General features: G+C 60.0%; 16 protein-coding genes. 8 read left to right on the forward strand and 8 right to left on the reverse strand.

From position 1 onward, the window contains the following. Window positions 1–140: 140 nt before the first annotated feature. The 3 genes from fadD1 to JN403_RS10920 all read left to right on the forward strand — a co-directional run bounded on the left by fadD1 (window position 141) and on the right by JN403_RS10920 (window position 7784). Window positions 141–1838, forward strand: coding sequence for a long-chain fatty acid--CoA ligase (gene fadD1, locus JN403_RS10910; protein ID WP_205486962.1), 1698 nt, complete (start codon window positions 141–143; stop codon window positions 1836–1838). Between the two features lie 684 nt (window positions 1839–2522). Continuing rightward, entirely contained in the window at window positions 2523–6434 is a 3912-nt protein-coding gene (gene hrpA, locus JN403_RS10915) for an ATP-dependent RNA helicase HrpA (protein WP_205486963.1), read from the forward strand. A gap of 228 nt (window positions 6435–6662) precedes the next feature. After that, on the forward strand, window positions 6663–7784 hold the full coding sequence (locus JN403_RS10920; RefSeq protein WP_205486964.1) for a beta-ketoacyl-ACP synthase III: 1122 nt from the start codon (window positions 6663–6665) through the stop codon (window positions 7782–7784). Window positions 7785–8077: 293 nt separating this feature from the next. Here JN403_RS10920 and JN403_RS10925 read toward each other — a convergent pair whose 3' ends face one another. Then, window positions 8078–9397 carry a putative porin gene (locus tag JN403_RS10925; protein WP_205486965.1) on the reverse strand — a complete coding sequence of 440 codons (1320 nt, stop codon included), beginning with the start codon at window positions 9395–9397 and terminating at the stop codon, window positions 8078–8080. Window positions 9398–9687: 290 nt separating this feature from the next. On the opposite strand from JN403_RS10925, the gene JN403_RS10930 reads away from it, so the two are divergent. Continuing rightward, window positions 9688–10812 (forward strand): GNAT family N-acetyltransferase, encoded by a 1125-nt coding sequence (locus JN403_RS10930; protein ID WP_205486966.1) that lies wholly within the window; start codon window positions 9688–9690, stop codon window positions 10810–10812. 169 nt (window positions 10813–10981) lie between these two features. Here the strand turns inward: JN403_RS10930 and JN403_RS10935 are convergent, their stop codons facing one another. From JN403_RS10935 to JN403_RS10945, 3 genes are all read right to left on the reverse strand, one after another. Beyond that, window positions 10982–12814 (reverse strand): ABC transporter ATP-binding protein, encoded by a 1833-nt coding sequence (locus tag JN403_RS10935; protein WP_205486967.1) that lies wholly within the window; start codon window positions 12812–12814, stop codon window positions 10982–10984. Window positions 12815–13002: 188 nt separating this feature from the next. Then, window positions 13003–13560: a peptidylprolyl isomerase gene (locus JN403_RS10940; RefSeq protein WP_122536654.1), complete on the reverse strand. Its 558-nt coding sequence runs from the start codon at window positions 13558–13560 to the stop codon at window positions 13003–13005. Between the two features lie 745 nt (window positions 13561–14305). Next, a complete protein-coding gene (locus JN403_RS10945) occupies window positions 14306–15232 on the reverse strand; it encodes a LysR family transcriptional regulator (RefSeq protein WP_205486968.1) in 927 nt (308 codons plus the stop codon). A gap of 50 nt (window positions 15233–15282) precedes the next feature. Here JN403_RS10945 and JN403_RS10950 point away from each other — a divergent pair, with 50 nt between their 5' ends. From JN403_RS10950 to JN403_RS10960, 3 genes are all read left to right on the forward strand, one after another. Then, window positions 15283–15597 carry a 3-phosphoglycerate kinase gene (locus JN403_RS10950; RefSeq protein WP_065992674.1) on the forward strand — a complete coding sequence of 105 codons (315 nt, stop codon included), beginning with the start codon at window positions 15283–15285 and terminating at the stop codon, window positions 15595–15597. Window positions 15598–15985: 388 nt separating this feature from the next. Further along, window positions 15986–16852, forward strand: a complete 867-nt coding sequence (locus tag JN403_RS10955; RefSeq protein ID WP_205486969.1) for a carboxylate/amino acid/amine transporter — start codon at window positions 15986–15988, stop codon at window positions 16850–16852. Between the two features lie 152 nt (window positions 16853–17004). Further along, window positions 17005–17241: a hypothetical protein gene (locus JN403_RS10960; protein ID WP_205486970.1), complete on the forward strand. Its 237-nt coding sequence runs from the start codon at window positions 17005–17007 to the stop codon at window positions 17239–17241. A 131-nt stretch (window positions 17242–17372) separates the two neighbouring features. On the opposite strand, the gene JN403_RS10965 is transcribed toward JN403_RS10960, so the two are convergent. Together JN403_RS10965 and JN403_RS10970 are read right to left on the reverse strand one after the other, a co-directional pair. Beyond that, window positions 17373–18284 (reverse strand): alpha/beta hydrolase, encoded by a 912-nt coding sequence (locus JN403_RS10965; protein ID WP_205486971.1) that lies wholly within the window; start codon window positions 18282–18284, stop codon window positions 17373–17375. Between the two features lie 22 nt (window positions 18285–18306). Continuing rightward, window positions 18307–19227 (reverse strand): alpha/beta hydrolase, encoded by a 921-nt coding sequence (locus JN403_RS10970; protein ID WP_205486972.1) that lies wholly within the window; start codon window positions 19225–19227, stop codon window positions 18307–18309. Between the two features lie 115 nt (window positions 19228–19342). Here JN403_RS10970 and JN403_RS10975 point away from each other — a divergent pair, with 115 nt between their 5' ends. Further along, a complete protein-coding gene (locus JN403_RS10975; protein ID WP_205486973.1) occupies window positions 19343–20299 on the forward strand; it encodes an AraC family transcriptional regulator in 957 nt (318 codons plus the stop codon). Between the two features lies 1 nt (window position 20300). Here JN403_RS10975 and JN403_RS10980 read toward each other — a convergent pair whose 3' ends face one another. Further along, window positions 20301–21116 (reverse strand): hypothetical protein, encoded by an 816-nt coding sequence (locus JN403_RS10980; RefSeq protein ID WP_240356888.1) that lies wholly within the window; start codon window positions 21114–21116, stop codon window positions 20301–20303. Continuing rightward, window positions 21113–22456, reverse strand: a complete 1344-nt coding sequence (locus tag JN403_RS10985; protein ID WP_205486974.1) for a mechanosensitive ion channel family protein — start codon at window positions 22454–22456, stop codon at window positions 21113–21115. Before JN403_RS10985 ends, JN403_RS10980 begins: the two co-directional genes overlap by 4 nt. Between the last annotated feature and the right edge of the window lie 41 nt (window positions 22457–22497).

Raw genomic sequence — 22497 nt, forward strand, 5'->3', positions numbered from 1 at the left:
CGGCCTTTGGCAAAGCTGATACGCTCGCCCCGCTTTTTGTGCCATTGGCCAACAAAAAGCAGTGACTACACAATTCCAAACACAAGAAATCATCGCACCAAGCGGTGTGTAGAAACGCTGTCGCTGAGGAGTCGGCTTTTATGCTCGAAAACTTCTGGAAGGATAAATATCCGACAGGTATCGCCGCCGATATCGATCCGGATCAGTATCCGAACGTACAGGCCGTATTGAAACAGTCCTGCGAGCGTTTCGCCAACAAACCTGCGTTCAGCAACCTGGGCAAGACCCTCACCTACGGCGAAATGTACGCGCTGTCCGGTGCATTCGCTGCGTATCTGCAACAGCACACCGACCTGCAACCCGGCGACCGCATCGCCGTGCAGCTGCCCAACGTGCTGCAGTATCCGGTCGCGGTGTTCGGCGCCATTCGTGCCGGGCTCATCGTGGTCAACACCAACCCGCTGTACACCGCGCGGGAGATGGAACACCAATTCAACGACTCCGGCGCCAAGGCGCTGGTCTGCCTGGCGAACATGGCGCACCTGGCCGAAAAGGTCGTGCCCAAGACCGGCGTCAAGCACATCATCGTCACCGAAGTCGCCGACCTGCTGCCGCCGCTCAAGCGCCTGCTGGTCAACAGCGTCATCAAGTACGTGAAGAAGATGGTCCCGCCGTTTCACCTGCCCAAGGCGATCAAATTCAACGACGTGCTGGCCAAGGGCCGCGGTCAGCGGGTGCAGGATGTTTCGCCGAACGGCGACGATGTCGCGGTGCTGCAATACACCGGAGGCACCACGGGCGTGGCCAAAGGGGCGATGCTGACCCACCGCAACCTGATCGCCAACATGCTGCAGTGTCGGGCGCTGATGGCGGCCAACCTTAATGAAGGCACCGAGGTGCTGATCACGCCGTTGCCGCTTTATCACATCTATGCGTTCACCTTTCACTGCATGGCGATGATGCTGAGCGGCAACCACAACGTGCTGATCAGCAACCCGCGTGATCTGTCGGCGATGGTGAAAGAGCTGTCGAAGTGGAAGTTTTCCGGTTTTGTCGGGCTCAACACGCTGTTCGTCGCGCTGTGCAATAACGCCGACTTCCGCCACCTGGATTTCTCTTCACTGAAGCTCACCCTGTCAGGCGGCATGGCCCTGCAAACCGCTGCCGCCGAGCGCTGGAAAGAAGTGACCGGCTGCTCGATCTGCGAGGGTTACGGCATGACCGAAACCAGCCCGGTGGCGTCGGTGAACCCGTTCCAGAAGATCCAGATGGGCACCATCGGCATTCCCGTGCCCTCGACGCTGTGCAAGACCATCAACGACGCTGGCGAAGAACTGCCGTTGGGCGAAGTGGGCGAGCTGTGCATCAAGGGCCCGCAGGTGATGAAGGGCTACTGGCAGAACCAGGCCGCCACCGACGACATGCTGGATGCCGACGGTTGGTTGAAGACCGGCGACATCGCGATCATCCAGCCGGATGGCTACATGCGCATTGTTGATCGCAAGAAAGACATGATTCTGGTCTCCGGCTTCAACGTGTACCCGAACGAACTGGAAGACGTGCTGGCAACCTTGCCGGGCGTGCTGCAGTGCGCGGCCATCGGCATCCCGGACGAGAAATCCGGTGAGGCGATCAAACTGTTCGTGGTGTGCAAACCCGGCACGACCCTGAGCAAGGACCAGGTCATGGAGCACATGCGCGCCAACGTCACCGCTTACAAAGTGCCGCGCAGCGTGGAATTCCGCGACGCGCTGCCGACCACCAACGTCGGCAAGATCCTGCGCCGCGAACTGCGCGACGAAGAGCTGAAAAAGCTGGCGCTGAAGAAGCCTGCGTAAGTCAGCCGTTACACCCAATGACCCCGCCAGCGTGCGGGGTTTGTTGTTTTGGCGAATCTATTGGCGTGTTCTGCTAGCCACAGCGCGGCGCGTCGGCTCCTACATGGAGGGTGTTTGCCAAAAAATTTGATGGGGGTCATGCGGGCCTCTTCCCGGCTGAAGCCGGTCCCACTGAGAGCAGCGCGTGCATTCAGTGAATGCTTAGTGATCACACCGGCCTCTTCCCGGCTAAAGCCAGTCCTACAGTGGGTCCGCGTTAGGTCTGTAGGACCGGCTTTAGCCGGGAAGCAGTTGATCTTGATCTTCGAATGCAAAAAGCCCAGGCACCACAAAACGCGACTTGGGTGCAGGCTGAACGCAGGTCTCGCGCAGTGGGCCGAGCCGCATGGATGCGGCGAGAGCGCCGTCAGGACATGGATGTCCGTTCGGCGCGGGCCCACGGAGCGAGACCGGAGTGAAGGAACCCTGACGAAGGAAGGGCCCAACCGAGAGCAGGCACCCTTGGTTACTTGGGGTGCTTTTCCAAGTAACTCGCCGAAGGCGAAACCCGAGGCCGTTAGGCCGAAGCTTTCACAGAATACAAATTGTGGCCCACGAGCGCCTTTGCTCCGCAGACCTGCCTCCGCCCCACCAAATCTGCGACAATCCGCGCCCTGCATTCAGATAGAAAGATTTCGCGCCCTGATGACCGACGATTCGACCTCCATCGACCAACTCTTCAAAAATCTCGACCACGCGATGATCAGCGATCGTCATCGCTTGCGCCGGCAATTGCATGAGCTGCGCAAGAAACCGGACGAGACGAAGCTGGCGCAGTGGGTCGAGCGCGTGCAGGCATCGTGCGCCCGTGTGGTCAGTCGCGCGCACAGCGTGCCGACCATGCGCTACGACGAAAACCTGCCGATCGCCGCCAAGCGTGACGAGATCAAGAAAGCGATCCTTGAACATCAGGTGTTGATCATCGCCGGCGAAACCGGCTCGGGCAAAACCACGCAGCTGCCGAAAATCTGTCTGGAAATCGGTCGCGGTCAACACGGCCTGATCGGCCACACCCAACCCCGCCGTATTGCAGCACGCAGCGTCGGCAGCCGGGTCGCCGAGGAGGTCGGCACGCCGCTGGGCGGACTGGTGGGTTATCAGGTGCGCTTCGAAGACCAGAGCGACGAAAACACCCTGATCAAGCTGATGACCGACGGCATCCTGCTCGCCGAAACCCAGCACGACCGCTTTCTTGAGCGCTACGACACGATCATCGTCGACGAAGCCCACGAACGCAGCCTGAACATTGACTTCCTGCTCGGTTACCTGAAAACCCTGCTGCCCCGTCGTCCGGATCTGAAGGTCATCATCACCTCGGCGACCATCGACCTTGATCGCTTCTCCGAGCATTTCGACAAAGCGCCGGTCATCGAAGTCTCGGGCCGGACTTTCCCGGTGGAGACCTGGTACCGGCCGATGACCGCCCAGCAGGACGAAGAAGGTAACAGCGTCGAGGAAGACCTGACCGTCGATCAGGCGATTCTCGCCGCGCTGGACGAGCTGGCCGCTTTCGAACGCAGCGAGCGCAAGTCCCCCGGCGATGTGCTGGTGTTTCTGCCCGGCGAGCGGGAAATCCGTGACGCCGCCGAGATGCTGCGCAAGGCGCAACTCAAGCACACCGAAATCCTGCCGTTGTACGCGCGTTTGTCGCCGGCCGAACAACAACGAATCTTCCAGTCGCACCCGGGCCGTCGCGTGGTGCTGGCGACCAACGTCGCGGAGACCTCGCTGACCGTACCGGGGATCCGCTATGTCATCGACACCGGCACCGCGCGCATCAGCCGCTACAGCTACCGCGCCAAAGTGCAGCGCCTGCCCATCGAAGCGATTTCCCAGGCCAGCGCCAATCAGCGCAAGGGCCGTTGCGGCCGAGTCGAGCCGGGCCTGTGCGTGCGCCTGTACAGCGAAGAGGATTTTCTCTCGCGGCCTGAATTCACCGATCCGGAAATTCTGCGCACCAACCTCGCGGCGGTCATCCTGCAGATGCTCCACCTGCGACTGGGCCAGATCACCGATTTCCCGTTCATCGAGCCGCCGGACGGCAAGGCGATCAGCGACGGTTTCAACCTGTTGCAAGAGCTGTCGGCGGTCGACCGCGAGAACAACCTGACGCCGATGGGCCGTCAGTTGGCGCGCTTGCCGGTGGACCCGCGCATGGGCCGTATGTTGCTCGAAGCGGCGAAGCAGGGCAGCTTGCAGGAAGTGCTGATCGTCGCCAGCGCGATGTCGATTCAGGACCCGCGCGAGCGTCCGCCGGAGCGTCAGCAGGCCGCCGATCAGGCCCACGCGCAGTGGAAAGATCAGGACTCCGACTTCGCCGGGCTGGTCAATCTGTGGCGTGGCTTCGAAGAACAGCGCCAGGCCTTGACCGCCAGTCCGCTGCGCAACTGGTGCCGGCGCAACTTCCTCAATTACCTGCGCCTGCGCGAATGGCGTGACTCCCACCGCCAATTGAGTTTGATCTGTCGCGACCTGCAACTGACGGTCAACAAAGAGCCGGCCGATTTTCCGAAATTCCACAAGGCGGTGCTCTCGGGCCTGCTCAGCCAGATCGGTCAGAAGACCGAAGATGGCGACTACCTGGGCGCGCGTCAGCGGCGGTTCTGGGTGCATCCGTCGTCGGGGCTGGGTCGCAAGCGCCCGCAATGGATCATGGCCGCCGAGCTGGTGGAAACCACCAAGCTGTATGCGCGCATGGTGGCGAAGATCGAACCGGACTGGATCGAACCCCTCGCCGGCCACCTGATCAAGAAAAACCACTTCGAGCCCCATTGGGAAAAGAAGCGCGGCCAGGTCGTCGCCTTCGAGCAGATCACCCTGTTCGGCCTCATCGTGGTCGGTCGCCGCCCTGTGCATTTCGGGCCGATCGATCCAGTGGTGTCCCGTGATTTGTTCATCCGCGAAGGGCTGGTGCGTGGCGAAATCCAGTCCCGGGCCAAATGCCTCGCCGCCAACGCCAGGTTGCTGGAACAGCTCGACGAACTGGAAGCCAAGGCGCGTCGCCGCGACATTCTGGCCGACGAAGAAACCCTGTACCGCTATTACGACGAACGCTTGCCGGCGGAGATCCACCAGACCGCGACGTTCGACGCCTGGTACCGGATGGAAAGCCAGAAAAACCCCCAGCTGCTGATCATGCGCGAGGAAGATGTGCTCGCCCGTGAAGCCAGCGAAGTCACCGCCAATCAGTACCCGGACACCTTGCGCCTGGGCGACCTGACGTTGTCGCTGACCTACCACTTCGAGCCGAACCATCCGCGCGACGGCGTGACCCTGCGGGTGCCGGCGCCGCTGTTGCTGTCGTTGCCCGCCGAGCGCCTGGAGTGGCTGGTGCCGGGGCTGCTGGAGACCAAGTGCGTGGCGCTGGTGCGCAATCTGCCCAAGGCGCTGCGCAAGAATTTCGTGCCGGTGCCGGACTTCGTCAAAGCCGCGTTGCAGCGCATGGTCTTCGCCGAAGGCTCGTTGCCCCAGGCGTTGGGCCGTGAGCTGTTGCGCATGACCGGCGTGCGAGTGACCGACGAAGCCTGGGCCGAAGCGGCACAACAGGTGGAAAGCCACCTGAAAATGAACCTTGAAGTGGTCGATGCCAACGGCAAGTTCCTCGGTGAAGGCCGTGAGCTGGATGAGCTGACCGCCCGTTTCGCCGAGGCCGGACAAGCCGCGTTGGCGGTGCCGCAATCGGCGAAGGGTCAGCAGCCGGTTGAGGCCAAGGGCTTTGCGGCGGTGGCCGAAAAGACTCAGCAGAAGATCGCCGGACTGTCGATGACGGTGTATCCGGCGCTGGTGGAAGAGGGCGGTACGGTCAAGGAAGGGCGTTTCTCGACCCAGGCCGAGGCCGAATACCAGCACCGTCGAGCCCTGCAACGGCTGTTGTTGCAGCAACTGGCCGAGCCGACCAAGTTCCTGCGCAGCAAGCTGCCGGGCCAGACCGAGTTGGCTTTGCTGTATCGCGATCTGGGTCGGGTCGATGGGCTGATCGAAGACATTCTGCTGGCGAGCCTCGACAGCTGCATCCTTGAGGGCGAAGCGACATTGCCGCGAGACGGTGCCGGCTTGCTGTCGCTGGCCGAGCGCAAGCGTGGCGGTCTGACCGAGCATGCCGAGCGGCTGGCGAAGTTGACGCTGGAGATTCTCAAGCTCTGGCACGGCCTGCAGAAGCGCTTCAAGGGCAAGATCGATCTGGCCCAGGCCGTGGCGTTGAACGACATCAAGGGCCAGATGAGCAAGCTGGTCTACCCGGGTTTTGTCCGCGAAACGCCGGCGGTGTGGCTCAAGGAACTGCCGCGTTACCTCAAGGCCATCGAAATGCGCCTCGAGAAACTCGGTAGCCAGGCGCAGAAGGACCGGGTCTGGAGCATCGAACTGGGCAATCTCTGGGCGCAGTACCAGACCCGCGCCGACAAACATGCCCAGGAAGGCAAGCGCGACTCGGAGCTGGTGGTGTATCGCTGGTGGCTGGAGGAATACCGTGTCTCGCTGTTTGCCCAGCAACTGGGCACCAAAGTGCCGATCTCGGACAAGCGCCTTAACAAGCAGTGGACCCAGGTCGAGGGGTGATCCCCCTCGGCCCGCAGTCCCGATTACATTACCCGATAGCGCGAAAAGGCGGCCGTTATGGCAAACTTCGCGGCTAAACTTCATAGCGTCATAAACATACGTCGTCCGCCAAGCGGGTTGCTGCCTCGTTGCATTGGGACTTTCGTTCCAGAACCACCGACGCCCTGCTTGTGCTGGCTGTTCAGCTGCTGCCGTCAATGAGCTGCTTTTATCTCGAGAGGAACGACCGTGTACGAAGTCGTGATCAGTGGCACCGGGCTTTTCACCCCCGCCAACAGTATTTCCAACGATGAGCTGGTGCAGTCTTTCAACACCTACGTTGCCCAGTTCAACGCCGAAAATGCCGCCGCGATCGACGCGGGCGAGATTCAGGCACTGACGGAATCCAACGCGGCGTTCATCGAGAAAGCCAGCGGCATCAAAAGCCGTTACGTGATGGACAAGGACGGCATTCTCGACCCCCAGCGCATGAAGCCTCGCCTGCCCGAGCGTTCGAATGACGAATGGTCGATTCTCTGCGAGATGGGCGTTGCCGCGGCCAAACAGGCCCTCCAGCGTGCCGGCAAGACCGCGGCCGACATCGACGGCGTGATCGTCGCCTGCTCAAACCTGCAACGTGCTTACCCGGCGATCTCCATCGAAATCCAGGCGGCGCTGGGCGTTCAGGGCTTCGGCTTTGACATGAACGTGGCGTGCTCATCGGCCACGTTCGGCATTCAGACGGCGTGCAACAGCGTCAAGCTGGGCCAGGCCCGCGCGCTGTTGGTTATCAGCCCTGAGATCTGCACCGCGCACCTCAATTTCCGCGACCGTGACAGCCACTTCATCTTCGGCGATGCGGCCACGGCCGTAGTGGTTGAACGTGCTGATCTGGCGACCTCACAGCATCAGTTCGACATCGTCGGCACCAAGCTGCTGACGACGTTCTCCAATAACATCCGCAACAACTTCGGCTTCCTCAACCGCGCGGCGGAAGAGGGCGAAGGCAAGGCGGACAAGCTGTTCGTGCAGGAAGGCCGCAAGGTGTTCCGCGACGTCTGCCCGATGGTCGCCGAGCTGGTGGCTGCACACCTGGACGAGAACCAGCTGAACGTCGGCGACGTGCAACGCTTCTGGCTGCATCAGGCCAACCTGAGCATGAACCACCTGATCGTGAAGAAACTGCTGGGCCGCGACGCCACCGTCGAAGAAGCCCCGGTGATCCTCGACCGATACGCCAACACCAGCTCCGCCGGCTCGGTGATCGCCTTTCACGAACACCAGGACGACTTGCCAAGCGGCGCGCTGGGCGTGCTCAGCTCGTTCGGCGCGGGCTATTCGATTGGTAGCGTGATTTTGCGCAAGAAGTGATCTGACAGCCTGCCGGTAACCTGTGGGAGCGAGCTTGCTCGCGAAGATGGCATTTCAACCGCTGAAGATGTAGCGGATGTTCTTGTCTCTTCGTGAGCAAGCTCACTCCCACAGTAGTTTTCAGCGTTTGGCAAATTTGCGACGTCAGACAAAAAAGCCCGGCGCTGCTCTGTCGGAACGGATGATGGGGATCCGACAGGGCAACGGCGGGCATGAGGTCCAGCGACTTCAAACGGCAGCAGCACGCCGCATGAAGCTTTCAGCTTGTAACTTGCAGCTCATGGCTGCCTTTCTTAAAACTTCGCCAGCACGTCCAGTTGCAGCGTATTCGCATCCTGATCACGCGGCAGAGCAGAGGTCGCGAAGTCCGCTTTGGTCAGGAAGTACGTTGCACCGACGGCGAAGTTCTTGTCGATGTCGTAGGAAATCGCCAGCTTGTGACCGCGCGAACCGGTGGTGCCGTTGGCGAAGTCGGAGTCAGTGAAGGCACCCACCACAGCGTTACGCTGTGTATCGCGGTAGTTGTAGTCCAGACCGAAACCGAACACCTTGGTTTTCACACCGGCCAGCCAGGCGGTGTCTTCGTCGCTGTTGGTGGCGCTGTTGACCACGTATTGACCGTACAGGCCAACCGGTACTGCAAAGCCGGTCAGGTCCAGTTGACCGAAGCCTTCGTACAGACGGAAGTCAGTGGTGTTGTTGCCGTTGATACTCAGGCCACAGAACGTCGTGCTGGTGCTGGCAGCAGCCGGATTACAGTCATTGGAGTTCTCGTAGTTGTAGACCGAACCGCCGACCGTCATCTTCACGTTGTCGGTGATCGCGACACGTGTGCCCAACTGGGCAGCGTTCAGGCGCAGGTCGTTCTTGAACTGCGTACCTTCGCCGCTGATGTTGTCTTTGAGGGTGTAGGTACCGGCGCTGCCGAACAGCTCGAATGCTTTGTTGATCGGCAGGCTGTAAGTCGCGGCCAGACCTTCAGGGTTGATGTCGTTGTCCCAGATCACGTCGCCTTCGCTGACCCATGGCTGAGCCATTTTGCCGCCGATGACGTGCAGGTTCTTGATGTTGGTCGGGTGGTAATCGATGAAGCCCTGATCCAGCCACAGGTCTTTCTTGGTGAAGTAGTCGTTCTGATCAACGTTTGTCGAGTTGGCCTTGTTGTCGCCACCGGTGGCGATGCGGATACCGGTGCTGACCTGCGGGTTGATCTCGCTGTAGGCACCGAGGCGCACACGGATACGCTGACGGTTTTTGTCCTGGCTGTTGTTCTGGTCGTCGATCTTGACCGTCTCTTGCCGAACGCGAACGTCGCCCTTCAATTGAGTCTTCGCCGCCCATGCCACTTTCTGCTCGAAGGCAGACAGTTCGGAGGACTTGGCAGCGGTGGCGGCGGCGATCTGGTCGGACGTCGCTTTCTGGGCCTGTTGCTGAGCCAGTTGGTCTTTGGTCAGCTCGGTTTGCAGTTCGGCGTACTGGGCAGGTGAAATCGAGCCGTTGGCCTTGAGCATGTCGAGCAGTTTCGCGTCGACTGCGGCGCTGGCCGGAACGCTCATGGCCAGCAGCACACCACCACACAGGGCTGCCGCAGTTTTCGTGGAAGCAAGACGCATATCAATCTCCGTAATCGAGAAGGGATGACCGAATCATCCAGGGATCAACCGACCAAAGGCGGGCGGGAAAAAATCGGAAGTCTTAGAACCTCTGGCTCTAAAAACAGGCGCCAGTATTGCCAGCGTTTATGACGAAACGGTGGCGAAGTGATGTCATGTCGATGACATGTGAAAATTTTGTCGAAGCCGCGGGCTAGAGCGGCGGATCGAGTAAATTCACGTGCAGGCCCTGTTAATAAGTGATACTGCGCAAACGTTAGCGACCACCGGACTGGACCAGGAGTGGCGAGATGTCGTTACACCGTTTGGATAAACTGTCGGACCTGGCGCCTGAACAGTGGGACGCCCTGATACCGGGCGATTCACCGTTTCTGCGCCATGCGTTTCTCAGTTCGCTGGAAGACAGCGGCAGCCTCGGACCGCGCTCCGGCTGGCGGGCCGAGCACTTGCTGCATTACGAGGGCGAGCAGCTGATCGCTGCGCTGCCGGCGTACCGCAAGTGGCACTCTTACGGCGAATACGTCTTCGATCACGCCTGGGCGGACGCCTGTCGTCGCGCGGGGCTGGCCTATTACCCCAAGCTGCTGGTAGCAGTGCCGTTCAGCCCGGTAAGCGGGCCTCGGCTGCTGGCGAAGACACCCGAAGACGGCCGCGAACTGCTCGCCTGCCTGCCGGGCTATGCCCAGGGCGAGGAGCTGTCCAGCGTTCACGTCAACTTCACCGATCCGGTTGCCGACGCCTTGCTCGCCGAACAACCCGGCTGGCTGCAGCGCATTGGATGCCAGTACCACTGGCAGAATCGCGGCTATCGGGATTTTCAGGACTTTCTCGATGCCTTGAGCTCACGCAAGCGCAAGCAGATGCGCAAGGAGCGCGAGCAAGTGGCGGGGCAGGGCTTTGACTTCGACTGGCTCGAAGGGCACGAGCTGAGCGAGGCGCATTGGGATTTTGTTTACGCCTGTTATTCCAATACCTACGAAGTACGTGGGCAAACGCCGTACCTCACGCGGGAATTCTTCAGCCTTGTGGCAGAGCGCATGCCCGACGCAATTCGCGTGGTGCTGGCACGGCAAGGTTCGCGGCCGGTGGCGATGGCGTTCAGCCTGATTGGCGGGGACAGTTTTTACGGACGCTACTGGGGCTGTCTGGCCGAGTTCGATCGGCTGCACTTCGAGACCTGTTTCTATCAGGGCATGGATTACGCGATCGCCCACGGCTTCAAGCGCTTCGACGCGGGCGCCCAAGGTGAGCACAAGTTGATCCGCGGCTTCGAGCCGGTGATCACCCACTCGTGGCATTACCTGGCGCATCCGGGGTTGAGAGAGGCGGTGGCGGATTTCCTGACTCAGGAACGGGCGGGGATTCTGGCGTACGCCGACGAGGCCCGCGGGGCGTTGCCGTATCGGCAGGTGTAGCTCGATCTGTTTGGGTCCGATCAAGCGAGAGCAGCTTTGTTGGCTTCGCCCTGACACCGATGTCTCGTGGCAAGCTCAACCCTTGTAGGAGTGAGCTTGCTCACGAAGGCGGCACCGGAACCTCCCGGAACCTCCCGGGACATTCGCCGTGGGCCTATCTCTTCAAGGGTCAATCCACCCCGACAAACCCGCCCGTCTGATGCGCCCACAGCCGCGCATACAAACCTTTGTGGGCCAATAGCTCGCCATGGGTTCCGCTTTCAGCGATCACGCCGTTTTCCAGCACGATCAGGCGGTCCATCCGCGCGATGGTCGACAGCCGGTGAGCAATAGCGATCACCGTCTTGCCCTGCATCAGCGTTTCCAGACTCTCCTGAATCGCCGCTTCCACTTCCGAATCCAGCGCGGACGTCGCTTCGTCCATGATCAGGATCGGCGCGTCCTTGAGCAGCACGCGGGTGATGGCGATGCGCTGACGCTGACCACCGGACAGCTTCACGCCGCGCTCGCCCACATGGGCATCCAGCCCGGTGCGGCCTTCAGAGTCCGTCAGCAGCGGGATGAACTCGTCGGCGCGGGCCTTGCGCATGGCTTCCCACAGCTCGGCGTCGGTCGCATCCGGTTTGCCGTACAGCAGGTTGTCGCGGATCGAGCGGTGCAACAGCGACGTGTCCTGGGTGATCATGCCAATGTGTGAGCGCAGGCTTTCCTGAGCGACGTGGGAAATGTCCTGATCGTCGATCAGGATCCGCCCGCCTTGTACGTCATACAGGCGTAGGAGGAGGTTAACCAAAGTCGATTTACCCGCGCCCGACGGCCCGATCAACCCGATTTTCTCGCCCGGCTTGATGTCCAGGTTCAGGCCATGAATCACGCCTTTGCCCTTGCCGTACTGAAAATTGAGGTCCTGGAATTTCACTTCACCACGGCTGACGGCCAGCTTCGGTGCAGCGTCCCGGTCGGTGATGCCTACCGGTTGCGCGATGCTCTGCAGACCGTCCTGCACCATGCCGATGTTTTCGAAGATGCCGTTGACCACCCACATGATCCAGCCGGACATGTTGACGATCCGAATCGCCAGACCGGTCGCCAGCGCGATCGCACCCACGGAAATCAACGACTGGGTCCACAGCCACAACGCCAGGCCCGTGGTCGTCACGATCAAAATGCCGTTCAGCGTGGTGATCACGGAGTCCATTTCGGTGATCACGCGACCGGCGAGCTGGGTCTTCTCGGTTTGTTCGCTGATGGCCTCGCGGGCGTACTGCTGCTCCGAATTGGTGTGGGCGAAGAGCTTGAGCGTGGCGATGTTGGTGTAGCCATCGACGATGCGGCCCATCAGTTTGGAACGCGCATCGGAGGAGATCACCGAGCGCGCTTTAACCCGCGGCACGAAGTACCGGAGGGCAAGGATGAATGCGATGATCCAGCTCAGCAGCGGAATCATCAGGCGCCAGTCGGCCTCGCCGAACAGCACCAGTGCGCTGATCGAATAGATCAGCACGTGCCACAACGCGTCCACCGACTGCACCGCCGAGTCGCGCAGCGCGTTGCCGGTCTGGACAATGCGTTGGGCGATGCGCCCGGCGAAGTCGTTCTGGAAGAAATTCAGGCTCTGCTTAAGCACGTAACTGTGGTTCTGCCAGTTGATCATGCTGGTCATGCCGGGGCTGATGGTCTGGTGCACCAGTAAGTCGTGCAGCGCAACGAAGATCGGCCGCAGCACCAGCGCGACGATGACCATCCACGTCAGCTCGAACGCATGTTCCTGGAAGAAATTCGGGTTGGGCGTGCCCTGGGCCAGGTCGATGATGCGACTCAGATAGCTGAACAGCGAGACTTCGATCAGCGCGCCGATCAGTCCGACCACCAACAGCGCAGCAAAGCTGGGCCACACCTGACGCAGGTAATACAGGTAGAACGATGTGACGGTGTTGGGCGGGGCGGCGGAAGGGGCTTCGCGGAAAATATCGATCAGCTGTTCAAAACGGCGATAGAGCATTGGCAATGACGCCCACGCTTGAGCGGGCTCTCCTTTCAATGGGGTGATAGGCAGCGGCTTGAGAGCAGCTCAATGGCAGTCTTCGGTTCAGACCACAGCAAAGCGCGATTGCTCACGCTGATTCAACGGGCCTTGCCCCTAAAATGCAAAAGCCGGGCAGGCGCCCGGCTTTTACGCTTGCGGCAAGCTTAGTTCACGCGCTTGGCCGTCTTGATGTAGATCGGGTCCACCGGCACGTTCTGCATGCCGCCTTTGTTGGCGGTCTGCACGTTGACGATCTGGTCAACGACGTCCATGCCTTTCACGACCTTGCCGAACACCGCATAACCGTAGTCGCGGGCGCCGTGGTCGAGCATTGCGTTGTCAACGACGTTGATGAAGAACTGGCTGGTGGCCGAGTTAACGTCCGAAGTCCGCGCCATCGCGACAGTGCCGCGCACGTTGTGCAGGCCGTTATCGGCTTCGTTCTTGATCGGGTCGTTGGTGGATTTCTGCTGCATCTGCGCCGTAAAGCCGCCGCCCTGCACCATGAAGCCCGGGATCACCCGGTGGAAGATAGTGTTGTTGTAGAAGCTGCTGTCGACGTACTTGAGGAAGTTCTGAGTGCTGACGGGCGCCTTGTCCTGGTTCAGCTCGATTTCCACATCGCCGAAGCTGGTGGTCAGCACAACGTGAGGCGCCGGAGCGGCCATCAAATTGCCGGCGAACAACACGGCAGCGGCGGAGAGGGCGATTTTCTTCAGCATGGGCAGAGTCCTGAAATTGATGTCGACTGCGAAAAAACAGGACGTAAGGGAAGCACGTTTGCGGAGATTTGGACAGTGGGGTGGGCAAGTCTAGCTTCACAGAAGTTTTGGTAATTTCAGCGACTAGCATTTTAGATGCCTGTGAGGCCCTCAAAGCTCCACAGGCAACGCCCCTATTAACAGGCTCCAGGTGGAGCCAACTGAGGAATTATGCAAGCTGGGTTCGGGATGCATACCAATGGCCCCCGAAAGGAAGCTGAGCTGGTATGAATCCAGGCTCGCAGGCCGCTGCAAATGCTTGAGTAGATAGCATTAGCGAACCTGCAACTACGATTGCACTGATCATTGCTTTGAGAGTTGTTTGCATGTCTGGTCACTCCTGTGACGTTACCAATACTTATAATCCGATAGCATCTGATTGAAGTCCTATGAATCCTCCAGCTGCGGATGATATTGAAGCAAGCTGTTGCTACCCACCCGCCGCCTCATTGGTAAGCCTAGTGCGGACTTGCACTAAAGCCATTTGGCTTTAATCATATTTCGCTGTAACGATTAACGCCTTGTAACGTATTCGCGATTAGACCAAGCAAAGGGGTTGTAAACACCTTCACTCTTGCGGTGTGACGCGCGCCGCTTCCTGCTAAAGCCAGTCCTACAGACCGCGCGCTTGAGTAGGACCGGCTTCAGCCGGGAAGAGGGCAGTTTGAGCAGCATCAATCCAAAGACATACCCGCTGACGCGTTATTCAAAGCATCTGCTGCGGCGCCGGGAAGGGCGCATCCAGCGGCGCGGTGTCGAAACTCTGAATCAGCTCAATCAGAATCTGCGTCGCAGGCCCGAGCGGTTTGTCCTTGCTGGAGTACAGATAGAACGTCGGATGCCGACTGCCGCCTTTATCAAGAGGCAGAATCTTCAGCACGCCCTCCCGGATTTCCCGCTCGATGATGTGGCGCGGCAACCAGGCAAACCCCAACCCGCTGCTGACAAACGCAGCTGCCGTCGCAAGGCTGCCAACTGTCCAGCGCTGTTCGGCACCGAGCCAGCCGACATCGCGCGGTTGATTGCGACCGGAGTCACGAATCACCACCTGTAACTGGCTTTCCAGGTCCTGGAAATTCAACTCACGCTTTAGTTGATGCAAGGCATGGCCAGGGTGGGCCACGGCGACAAACTCGACCTTGCTCATCTCATGACCCAGATACCCCGGAATGCTGAAGCCGCTGATGGCGAGATCGGCTACGCCTTCCAGCAACACTTCCTCCACGCCCGACAGCACTTCCTCACGCAGCCGCACCCGACATCCGCGGCTCTGTGGCATGAAGGCTGTCAGCGCCCGCACCAGTCGCGCGTTCGGGTAAGCGGCGTCGACCACCAGCCGCACTTCGGCTTCCCAACCCTGTTCCATGTGATGGGCCAGGTCTTCCAGCTGGCTGGCGTTCTTCACCAGTTGCCGCGAACGTCGCAACAAGACCTCGCCGGCCTCGGTCAGCACGGCCTTGCGGCCATCGATGCGCAACAGCGGAACGCCCAGTTGGTCCTGCATCCTGGCGACGGTGTAGCTGACCGACGACTGCGAGCGGTGCAGCGCTTCGGCAGCCTGAGCAAAGCCGCCATGGTCGACAACGGCTTGCAGCGTGCGCCATTGATCAAGGGTCACGCGGGGCGCTTTCATCTCTCGCTCCTGTTGTCCTAAGCTGGCGGTCCCTGAATGGAGACTGCCCCATGAAAAGAATCTGTTGTGTGCTGCTGGCGATGCTGCCGCTGAGCGCGTTTGCCTACCCGATCGACGTCGAGAAAGACATCAAGGGCGTGCAGGTGGACTACAACAGTCATGACGTCGCCTACGACATCGGCAACATCACCCTGAACAACTTTGGCGACGTTCCCGCCAAGTGCAGCGTGGTCTTTCGCAACGGGCCGGAGGCCCCACGCACGCGCCGGGTCCAGGTCGCGCCGAAGAGCAGCACCGAAGTTACCGCGAAATTCACCCGCGACATCGTCAAGCTGCGCATCTCCCTGAGCTGCGAGCCTCTGTAACCCGCGCATCAGCGTCGACGGAGCGTACTTCGGCTTCGTCGATAAAACAAATTCTTAGATGGGTTCTCGGCGATTGGCAGCTTCTTTGATCGAGACAGCTGCCGCTGACCGGCCAGGGAAATGAACGTTCTCTCGCGGGAGCGACCTCCCACACATCGCTTAATCGCCCGTTAATCCCGTCGCCTGATGATGCTCGTGTTCATCGACACTCCATTGGCACTCGTTCGCTCCTGAGTGCATTGCCCGATCGACCCGCAGGACTGCGCCGGGTCGATCGGGTTTTTCTTTCCGGGTCCGGGATCGCTGCCAACGGTGGCCCGGCTGACCTGTTCAATAGACACGCCACCGCCAACCGGCTAAGGTCGCCGCCTTCAAAAAAGGGGCGACCATGGGCTATCTACTTTTCGTGACGCTGATTCAGGCGTTTTCCTTCAGCCTGATCGGCGTTTATCTGGCCGGGCACGTCGACAGCTACTTTGCCGTGCTGCTACGCGTGGTGCTGGCCGGCCTGGTCTTTATTCCACTGACGCGCTGGCGTCGGGTCGAGCCGTCATTCATGCGCGGCATGCTGTTGATCGGCGCGCTTCAGTTCGGCGTCACCTACGTCTGCCTGTACCTGAGCTTCCGCGTGTTGACGGTCCCCGAGGTGCTGCTGTTTACCATCCTCACGCCGCTCCACGTCACGCTGATCGAAGACGCTCTCAATCGGCGCTTCAATCCGTGGGGCCTGCTGGCGGCGTTGGTCGCGGTGCTCGGCGCGGTGATCATCCGTTACGACCGGGTCGATCCGAACTTCCTCGGCGGCTTCCTGTTGCTGCAACTGGCCAACTTCACCTACGCAGCGGGGCAGGTGCTGTACAAACACCTGGTGGCCCGTCACCCCAGCGATCTGCCGCACTACCGCCGCTTTGGCTATTTCTACCTCGGCGCCCTGGCTGTGGCCTTGCCGGTGTTTCTACTGTTTGGCAACCCGCAGCATCTGCCGGATGCGCCTCAACAGTGGGTGGTGTTGCTGTTCCTCGGCCTGTGTTCCACCGCGCTCGGCATGTACTGGTGGAACAAAGGCGCTTGCCTGGTCAACGGCGCCACGCTGGCGGTGATGAATAACCTGCATGTGCCGGTGGGGCTGCTGATCAATCTGTTGATCTGGGGACAGAACGAGGACCTGGGCAAGCTGTTTTTGGGCGGTCTGGTGATTGTTTCGTCGGTGTGGATCAGTCGCCGCGGTATTGCTCAACGCCGGGCTGTTCTCTGAAACAGCCGGGTTAGACGCCCGCGTTAACGACATCAGCGAGAGTGATGTTAGATATCTGCATGCTTGGTTTTTCATGTTGGGATCAACCGAATAGATTGGCCCCAACGAAACGACTTAACCCACTTACCAGCAACTACGCGGAGATCTACATCATGAAAAAGTCCATCGCCTTCGGTTTCGCCTTGTCCATCCTGGCCGCCGGTTCTGCATTCGCCAGCCCTGAGCACATTAACCAACGTGCCATCGTCGACGCTTCCAGCGCTACCGTTCTGGACAGCAAAGTCGCCAGCAAAGACGCGGTCAAGCCCTTCGCTACCCAGACTTCGGGCACTGTGACCGTTGCTGAAAACCGCAAAGAGTTTGGTTCGAGCTACCAGCGTGAACGTTAATTCATTGGGTGTTTGAATACCCGAAATATAAAAGCCCGGCAGACGCCGGGCTTTTTTGTGGTTTGAATTAAAGTGCGTCGGGTTTACTCCGTTTTCATGCTCCGCTGATAACAACTTACCTTCAAACGTCATTAGATGTTGTGCATTCGCAAGAAGGGAACAAGTGCTGCCGCTACTTGTTCTGGAGCATCTTCTGGCTGCAAATGCCCACCCCGCGTTGAGCTGCCGGTCACGTCGGTTGCCCAGCGGCGCCAGATGTCGATGGGTGTCGGGCGGTTATCAGCGTGATCGGCATCCGGCCATAGCACCAGCACCGGGCACCACAGCTTTCGCTCTGCTGCGAAGTCTGCTTCGTCCAGCGCAAGATCCTCATCCAGCGCAGACCGGTAATCTTCAATCATGGCCAGACGCACCGAAGGTCTGCGAAATGCCGCCCGGTAAGCTTCCATGGCCGCCGTTTCGATCACCTCTCGCCCCTCAGTCATTTTCTCCAGCGCGAAATCAATGAATGCATCCGGGTCAGCAGCCAGCAAGCGCTCGGGCAGGTCCGCCTGCTGAGCAAGCAAAAACCAGTGGAAGGCCTTGTTGGCGCCGCGAAAATCCATTGCGGCCAGCGCATCCAGCGTCGGCACCACCGCGAGGGAGGCGAATGCGGTGATCCGCTCAGGATGATCAAGGGCCATGCGATATCCGACCCGCGCCCCTCGGTCGTGGCCAACCACCGAGAATCGCTTATGTCCCAGCTTCTCCATGAGGGCCACCAGTGCGTTCCCGACGCGGCGCTTCGTCCATCGAGGTGTTGTTTGCCTGATCAGGCTCGAGCCGTACCCTGGGAGGTCCGGGGTGATCACCGTATGAGTCAGCGCCAGCGCTGGTGCAATTCGCCGCCAGGCGATGTGGGTTTGCGGGTAGCCGTGGAGCAGGAGCACTGGTGGGCCATTACCCCCAATGACACCGGCGAAGCGAACTCCACCTGCTTCCATGTCGAGTGGCCGGAAGTCACTAAAGAAAGGTGTGGATGTTGCACGTCTCAGCTCGGACATCAGCCAGCCTCTTAGTCTGCTTTCAGTGGCCCTGAGCAGCGGTCACAGATGTGTCCATGAACTGAACCAGATCCCGATTGAAGCGCGGGGCTTCTTCCAGAAACGGCGCATGGCCCGAGTTCTCGTACAGCTTCGTCTGAATGCGAGGGTTCAACTGCCTGGCGCGGACGATGCTGGGCTGAACCTGAACCAGCTCATCCTTTTCGCCATACACCATCAGGACCGGCACGCGTGCCTTGGGCAGTCCTTCCGCCACGGCAACGGTCATCGAGGGCGTGGCGCGGGTCATCGGCCAGGAAGCCATGGCAGCATTGGATAACAGCAGCTCGAACGTGGCCGAGTCTGGCCGGGTGTTGAAGCAGAGCGCAAGAAAGGTGCGCACGGCGTCCAGATGGATTTTCAGATCCTCGGACGCCAGGCCTGCATAGACATCAGGGTGGGAAGTGATCAGCGCGGCGTTAAGTTCGATGACGCCGTCGACGTACATCACCCCGCCAATATCAGCGTCCCCATACGCGGCGAGGTAGTTCGACATGACCACGCCGCCCAATGACCAGCCGACCAATACCGGCTTACTGGCGCCAGTTGCCTTGAGCACGGCGGCCAAGTCATCGGCGTATCGGCGCCCGTCGGTATAGGCGTCGGTATGTTCCGGCTTGTCGGAAAGACCATGACCACGCAGGTCGTAGGTGATCATGCGATAGCGTTGCAGCTCGGCACTGCTCGTTTGTTTCTCCCAGTTGAGTCGACTGCCCAACAGTCCATGAATGAAAACAATGGCAGGGCCCTGTGGATTGCCTGACTCTTGCACCGCCAGCTTGATGCCATCCGGCGAAGTCACGGTGTAGCTCCGGTCTGCGGCCAGGGTCAGCGAGGACAGGCCTCCCAGCAGGAGGACCGCGCAGGTGCTGCGCAGCATTCGGGTAAATCGAAGGTAGATCATGGGGACTGCTTCCTGACTTCAAGGTGGGAAGCAAAGTCTAGGCAGGCTCGTTGGGACGTTCTATGATCCAAAACGCTTATTATTTGATTATACGTCCTGACTTGGTTCCCTCTTTATGCATCCTTCTTCCAACGCCCTAGTCGGTGAATTGCTGTCAGGTATGCGCTTGTTCGGCGTGCAGTTCCGCAGAATGGAAGTTCCAGTCTCTCAGGGGATTGGCTTCAGCAACGAAGTGGGCCGGGCGCAATTTCATTTTGCAGGGCGCGGGCCGCTTTGGCTGCGCAGCCCGGGCGGCCATCTTCATCGGCTCGACACGGGGGATGCCGTGCTCCTTCCCCATGGAGGGCCCCATGGGGTATTGGCCTCTGAAAATACCCGCGCCGCCGAGGTGAAGCCCTTTGCTCTGGACGCTTTGGCGAGGGATGACGGCGGTGAGAAGTCCCTTGTTGATCAGAAGCGAGAAGGCCGCGCGCCGATTCTCTTCAGTTGCTGCATGACGCTGGAGCTCGGTGGCATGCAACCGCTCGTAACGGCCATGCCAGAGGTGTTGCAGGTGAGTACCCTGCTTGAGTCATCACCCGAGATCCGCCCCATGCTTGAGGCGATGGAGCGTGAGTCGCTGACCCTTCAGGCGGGGCACATGGGAATCCTGGCGCGTCTGGCCGAAGTGGTCGCCGCCCTGATCGTACGAGGCTGGGTGGCTGGCGGATGCGGCGGCGCCTCGGGCTGGTTGAGCGCGTTACAGGATCCCCGACTCAGCAGGGCGCTGGTCATGATGCACAAACAGCCCGGCCATAATTGGACAGTGGCATCGCTTGCAAAGGAAACCGGGCAATCCCGCTCGGTGTTTGCCCAGCGGTTTTTCCTTGCAACCGGCGTCACTCCGCTTCGATACCTGACGGACTTGAGAATGCGTCTGGCGGTTCTCCGGTTGAGTCGCGAACGTCAACCGGTTGAAACCGTCGCCAGCGAACTGGGTTACGGATCATTGGCCGCGTTCAGCCGCGCGTTCAAACGGTCGGTGGGCATGTCCCCAGGGGCGGTGCGGGTCAGAAACGGCGCGGCGTTGTGACTCACTGCCAACTGCATATCCAAGACCTGCCTCTTGGATGGTTATGGATCGGGAGCACAGCACCAACCCCGGGTGGGATAAATGCCCCCAATGAAGACAATACCGCTTCATTGGCGAATATACCTGAGCCATCAGGATCCACCGAAGCTGGCAACAGGACCTGGCCTATGTTCGCGGGCATTGTGGAGCACTCGATTTTCCAAGGCGCTTCACCCGCGCGATGCTGGCCGAACGAGAGCTCGCAAGCCAACAGGGAGACGCTTTGTTCGCGGCTTCCGGATTGGCTGAGCAACTCTCTTAAATCGGTACCCGATGGCAGTGGCTCAGGACGGCTCGCGGCGAACAGAAAGTAGTCTCCCGCCAACAGCAAACAGCCCTGACGCGCCGGGTCATCTATCCCCTGCAACCATTGCCCACGGCATGCGCCAATCGAACGAGGCAGTCGATCCCATATTTCGTAGTAGCTGTCATCCAGCGCCGTTTCGATAAGGCAATCGCTGGTTTCAAAGCGCATGCGTCCAATGTCTTCGTCGCCGTTGACCGGCTGATAGTCCATTTTGCGATGCCATTGGCAAATGTCGGCGTCGACCTGCGTCACCCCGGCGAAGCCTTGCTGTTCACTCAGCGCCAAGTGTTGAGCATCGCTGAGGGCTGCAAGCGCCAAAGGGGACAGCGGATTACCAGGGATTCGTAGGTCCGCGAACAGTCGCGGTGTCTGTAGCCAATACACTGCCGTTTCGCTGTCCGTGTGCCCTGAGCGACGCTGGATCAACCGCCGCTTCCATACCCCGAGGTAAGCGTTGGGGACTTGATTCATAAATGTTCCGATCCATGGGCCGGGATTTTGACGGGAGTTGACACTTCAGGCCTGGACGCCATTGGCAATTGCACACTCTCATTCGACGACATCTTCGCCAACCCCAGCCTTAAATCCGCGCCACTCGGCTGTTGATAAACGCCCAGCCCGAACTCCGGCAGCACGGCCAGCAGGTAATCGAAGATATCCCCCTGAATCCGCTCGTAGTCCCCCCAACTGGTGGTGCGGGTAAAACAGTAGATTTCCAGCGGAACCCCTTGGGCCGTGGCTTCCATCTGGCGGACCATGCAGGTCATGTCGGGGTGAATGTCGGCGTGGCTTTTCAGGTACGCCAGCGCGTAGGCGCGGAACGTGCCGATGTTGGTGATGCGACGGCGATTGGCTGACATCTCGGCGACGTTGCCCTGTGCCTCGTTCCACGCCCTGAGCTCGGCTTTTTTGCGGCCCATGTAGTCCGTCAGAAGACGAACCTGGGTCAGCTTCTGTTCTTCTTCATCGGAGACGAAGCGCACGCCGCTGGCGTCGATGAACAGGCTGCGCTTGATCCTGCGCCCGCCGGACTGCTGCATCCCGCGCCAGTTCTTGAACGACTCGGACATCAGGCGCCAGGTCGGGATCGACACGATGGTCTTGTCGAAATTCTGCACCTTGACGGTATGCAGGGTGATGTCCACCACGTCGCCATCAGCGCCGACTTGTGGCATTTCGATCCAGTCGCCCACGCGCAGCATGTCGTTACTGGTGAGCTGCACGCTGGCGACGAAGGACAGCAGGGTGTCTTTGTAGACCAGCAGAATCACCGCCGACATCGCGCCGAGCCCGGACAGCAGCAATAACGGTGATCGATCGATCAATGTCGCAACGATGATGATCCCGGCGAAGACGTACAGGATCATTTTCGTCAGTTGCACATAGCCCTTGATCGAGCGGGTGCGGGCGTGTTCGGTGCGCGCGTAAATGTCCAGCAGCGCGTTGAGCAGCGCGCCGACGGTGAGCATGAGGAAGAGGATGGTGAACGCCAGCGCGATATTGCCGAGCACGTGATTGGCGGGAGTGCTGAGGTTCGGGACCAGATTCAGCCCGAATTGAATGACCACCGAGGGCGTGACCTGGGCCAGTCGGTGAAAGACTTTGTTGTGCAGAAAATCGTTGAGCCAGAACAGCGACGGCTGGCGGCTCAGGGCTTTCATGGCGTAGAGGATCATCCATCGCGCCAGGCGCCCGAGCGCGAAGGCAGCGACGAGCAGTAACAGCAATCCGGTGATCGTGCGCAGCATTGGCTGGTTTTCCAGCAGCGTCCAGATTTCCTGGGCGCGTAGCCAAAGCGAATGGGTGTCCATGGGCGCTGGATCTCCTGATCAGAAATGGGGGCGCGATTAGA

The organism is Pseudomonas sp. 15A4, assembly GCF_016925575.1.
Taxonomy (GTDB): Bacteria; Pseudomonadota; Gammaproteobacteria; order Pseudomonadales; family Pseudomonadaceae; genus Aquipseudomonas.

What these genes read in the sequence shown, in the direction of transcription:
- JN403_RS10945 (WP_205486968.1), bottom strand. Translation starts at nt 15,232, where the DNA reads ATGAAAGCGCCCCGCGTGACCCTTGATCAATGGCGCACGCTGCAAGCC.
- JN403_RS10955 (WP_205486969.1), top strand. Translation starts at nt 15,986, where the DNA reads ATGGGCTATCTACTTTTCGTGACGCTGATTCAGGCGTTTTCCTTCAGC.
- JN403_RS10985 (WP_205486974.1), bottom strand. Translation starts at nt 22,456, where the DNA reads ATGGACACCCATTCGCTTTGGCTACGCGCCCAGGAAATCTGGACGCTG.
- JN403_RS10965 (WP_205486971.1), bottom strand. Translation starts at nt 18,284, where the DNA reads ATGTCCGAGCTGAGACGTGCAACATCCACACCTTTCTTTAGTGACTTC.
- JN403_RS10960 (WP_205486970.1), top strand. Translation starts at nt 17,005, where the DNA reads ATGAAAAAGTCCATCGCCTTCGGTTTCGCCTTGTCCATCCTGGCCGCC.
- JN403_RS10940 (WP_122536654.1), bottom strand. Translation starts at nt 13,560, where the DNA reads ATGCTGAAGAAAATCGCCCTCTCCGCCGCTGCCGTGTTGTTCGCCGGC.
- JN403_RS10950 (WP_065992674.1), top strand. Translation starts at nt 15,283, where the DNA reads ATGAAAAGAATCTGTTGTGTGCTGCTGGCGATGCTGCCGCTGAGCGCG.
- JN403_RS10930 (WP_205486966.1), top strand. Translation starts at nt 9,688, where the DNA reads ATGTCGTTACACCGTTTGGATAAACTGTCGGACCTGGCGCCTGAACAG.
- JN403_RS10935 (WP_205486967.1), bottom strand. Translation starts at nt 12,814, where the DNA reads ATGCTCTATCGCCGTTTTGAACAGCTGATCGATATTTTCCGCGAAGCC.
- JN403_RS10980 (WP_240356888.1), bottom strand. Translation starts at nt 21,116, where the DNA reads ATGAATCAAGTCCCCAACGCTTACCTCGGGGTATGGAAGCGGCGGTTG.
- fadD1 (WP_205486962.1), top strand. Translation starts at nt 141, where the DNA reads ATGCTCGAAAACTTCTGGAAGGATAAATATCCGACAGGTATCGCCGCC.
- hrpA (WP_205486963.1), top strand. Translation starts at nt 2,523, where the DNA reads ATGACCGACGATTCGACCTCCATCGACCAACTCTTCAAAAATCTCGAC.
- JN403_RS10970 (WP_205486972.1), bottom strand. Translation starts at nt 19,227, where the DNA reads ATGATCTACCTTCGATTTACCCGAATGCTGCGCAGCACCTGCGCGGTC.
- JN403_RS10925 (WP_205486965.1), bottom strand. Translation starts at nt 9,397, where the DNA reads ATGCGTCTTGCTTCCACGAAAACTGCGGCAGCCCTGTGTGGTGGTGTG.
- JN403_RS10975 (WP_205486973.1), top strand. Translation starts at nt 19,343, where the DNA reads ATGCATCCTTCTTCCAACGCCCTAGTCGGTGAATTGCTGTCAGGTATG.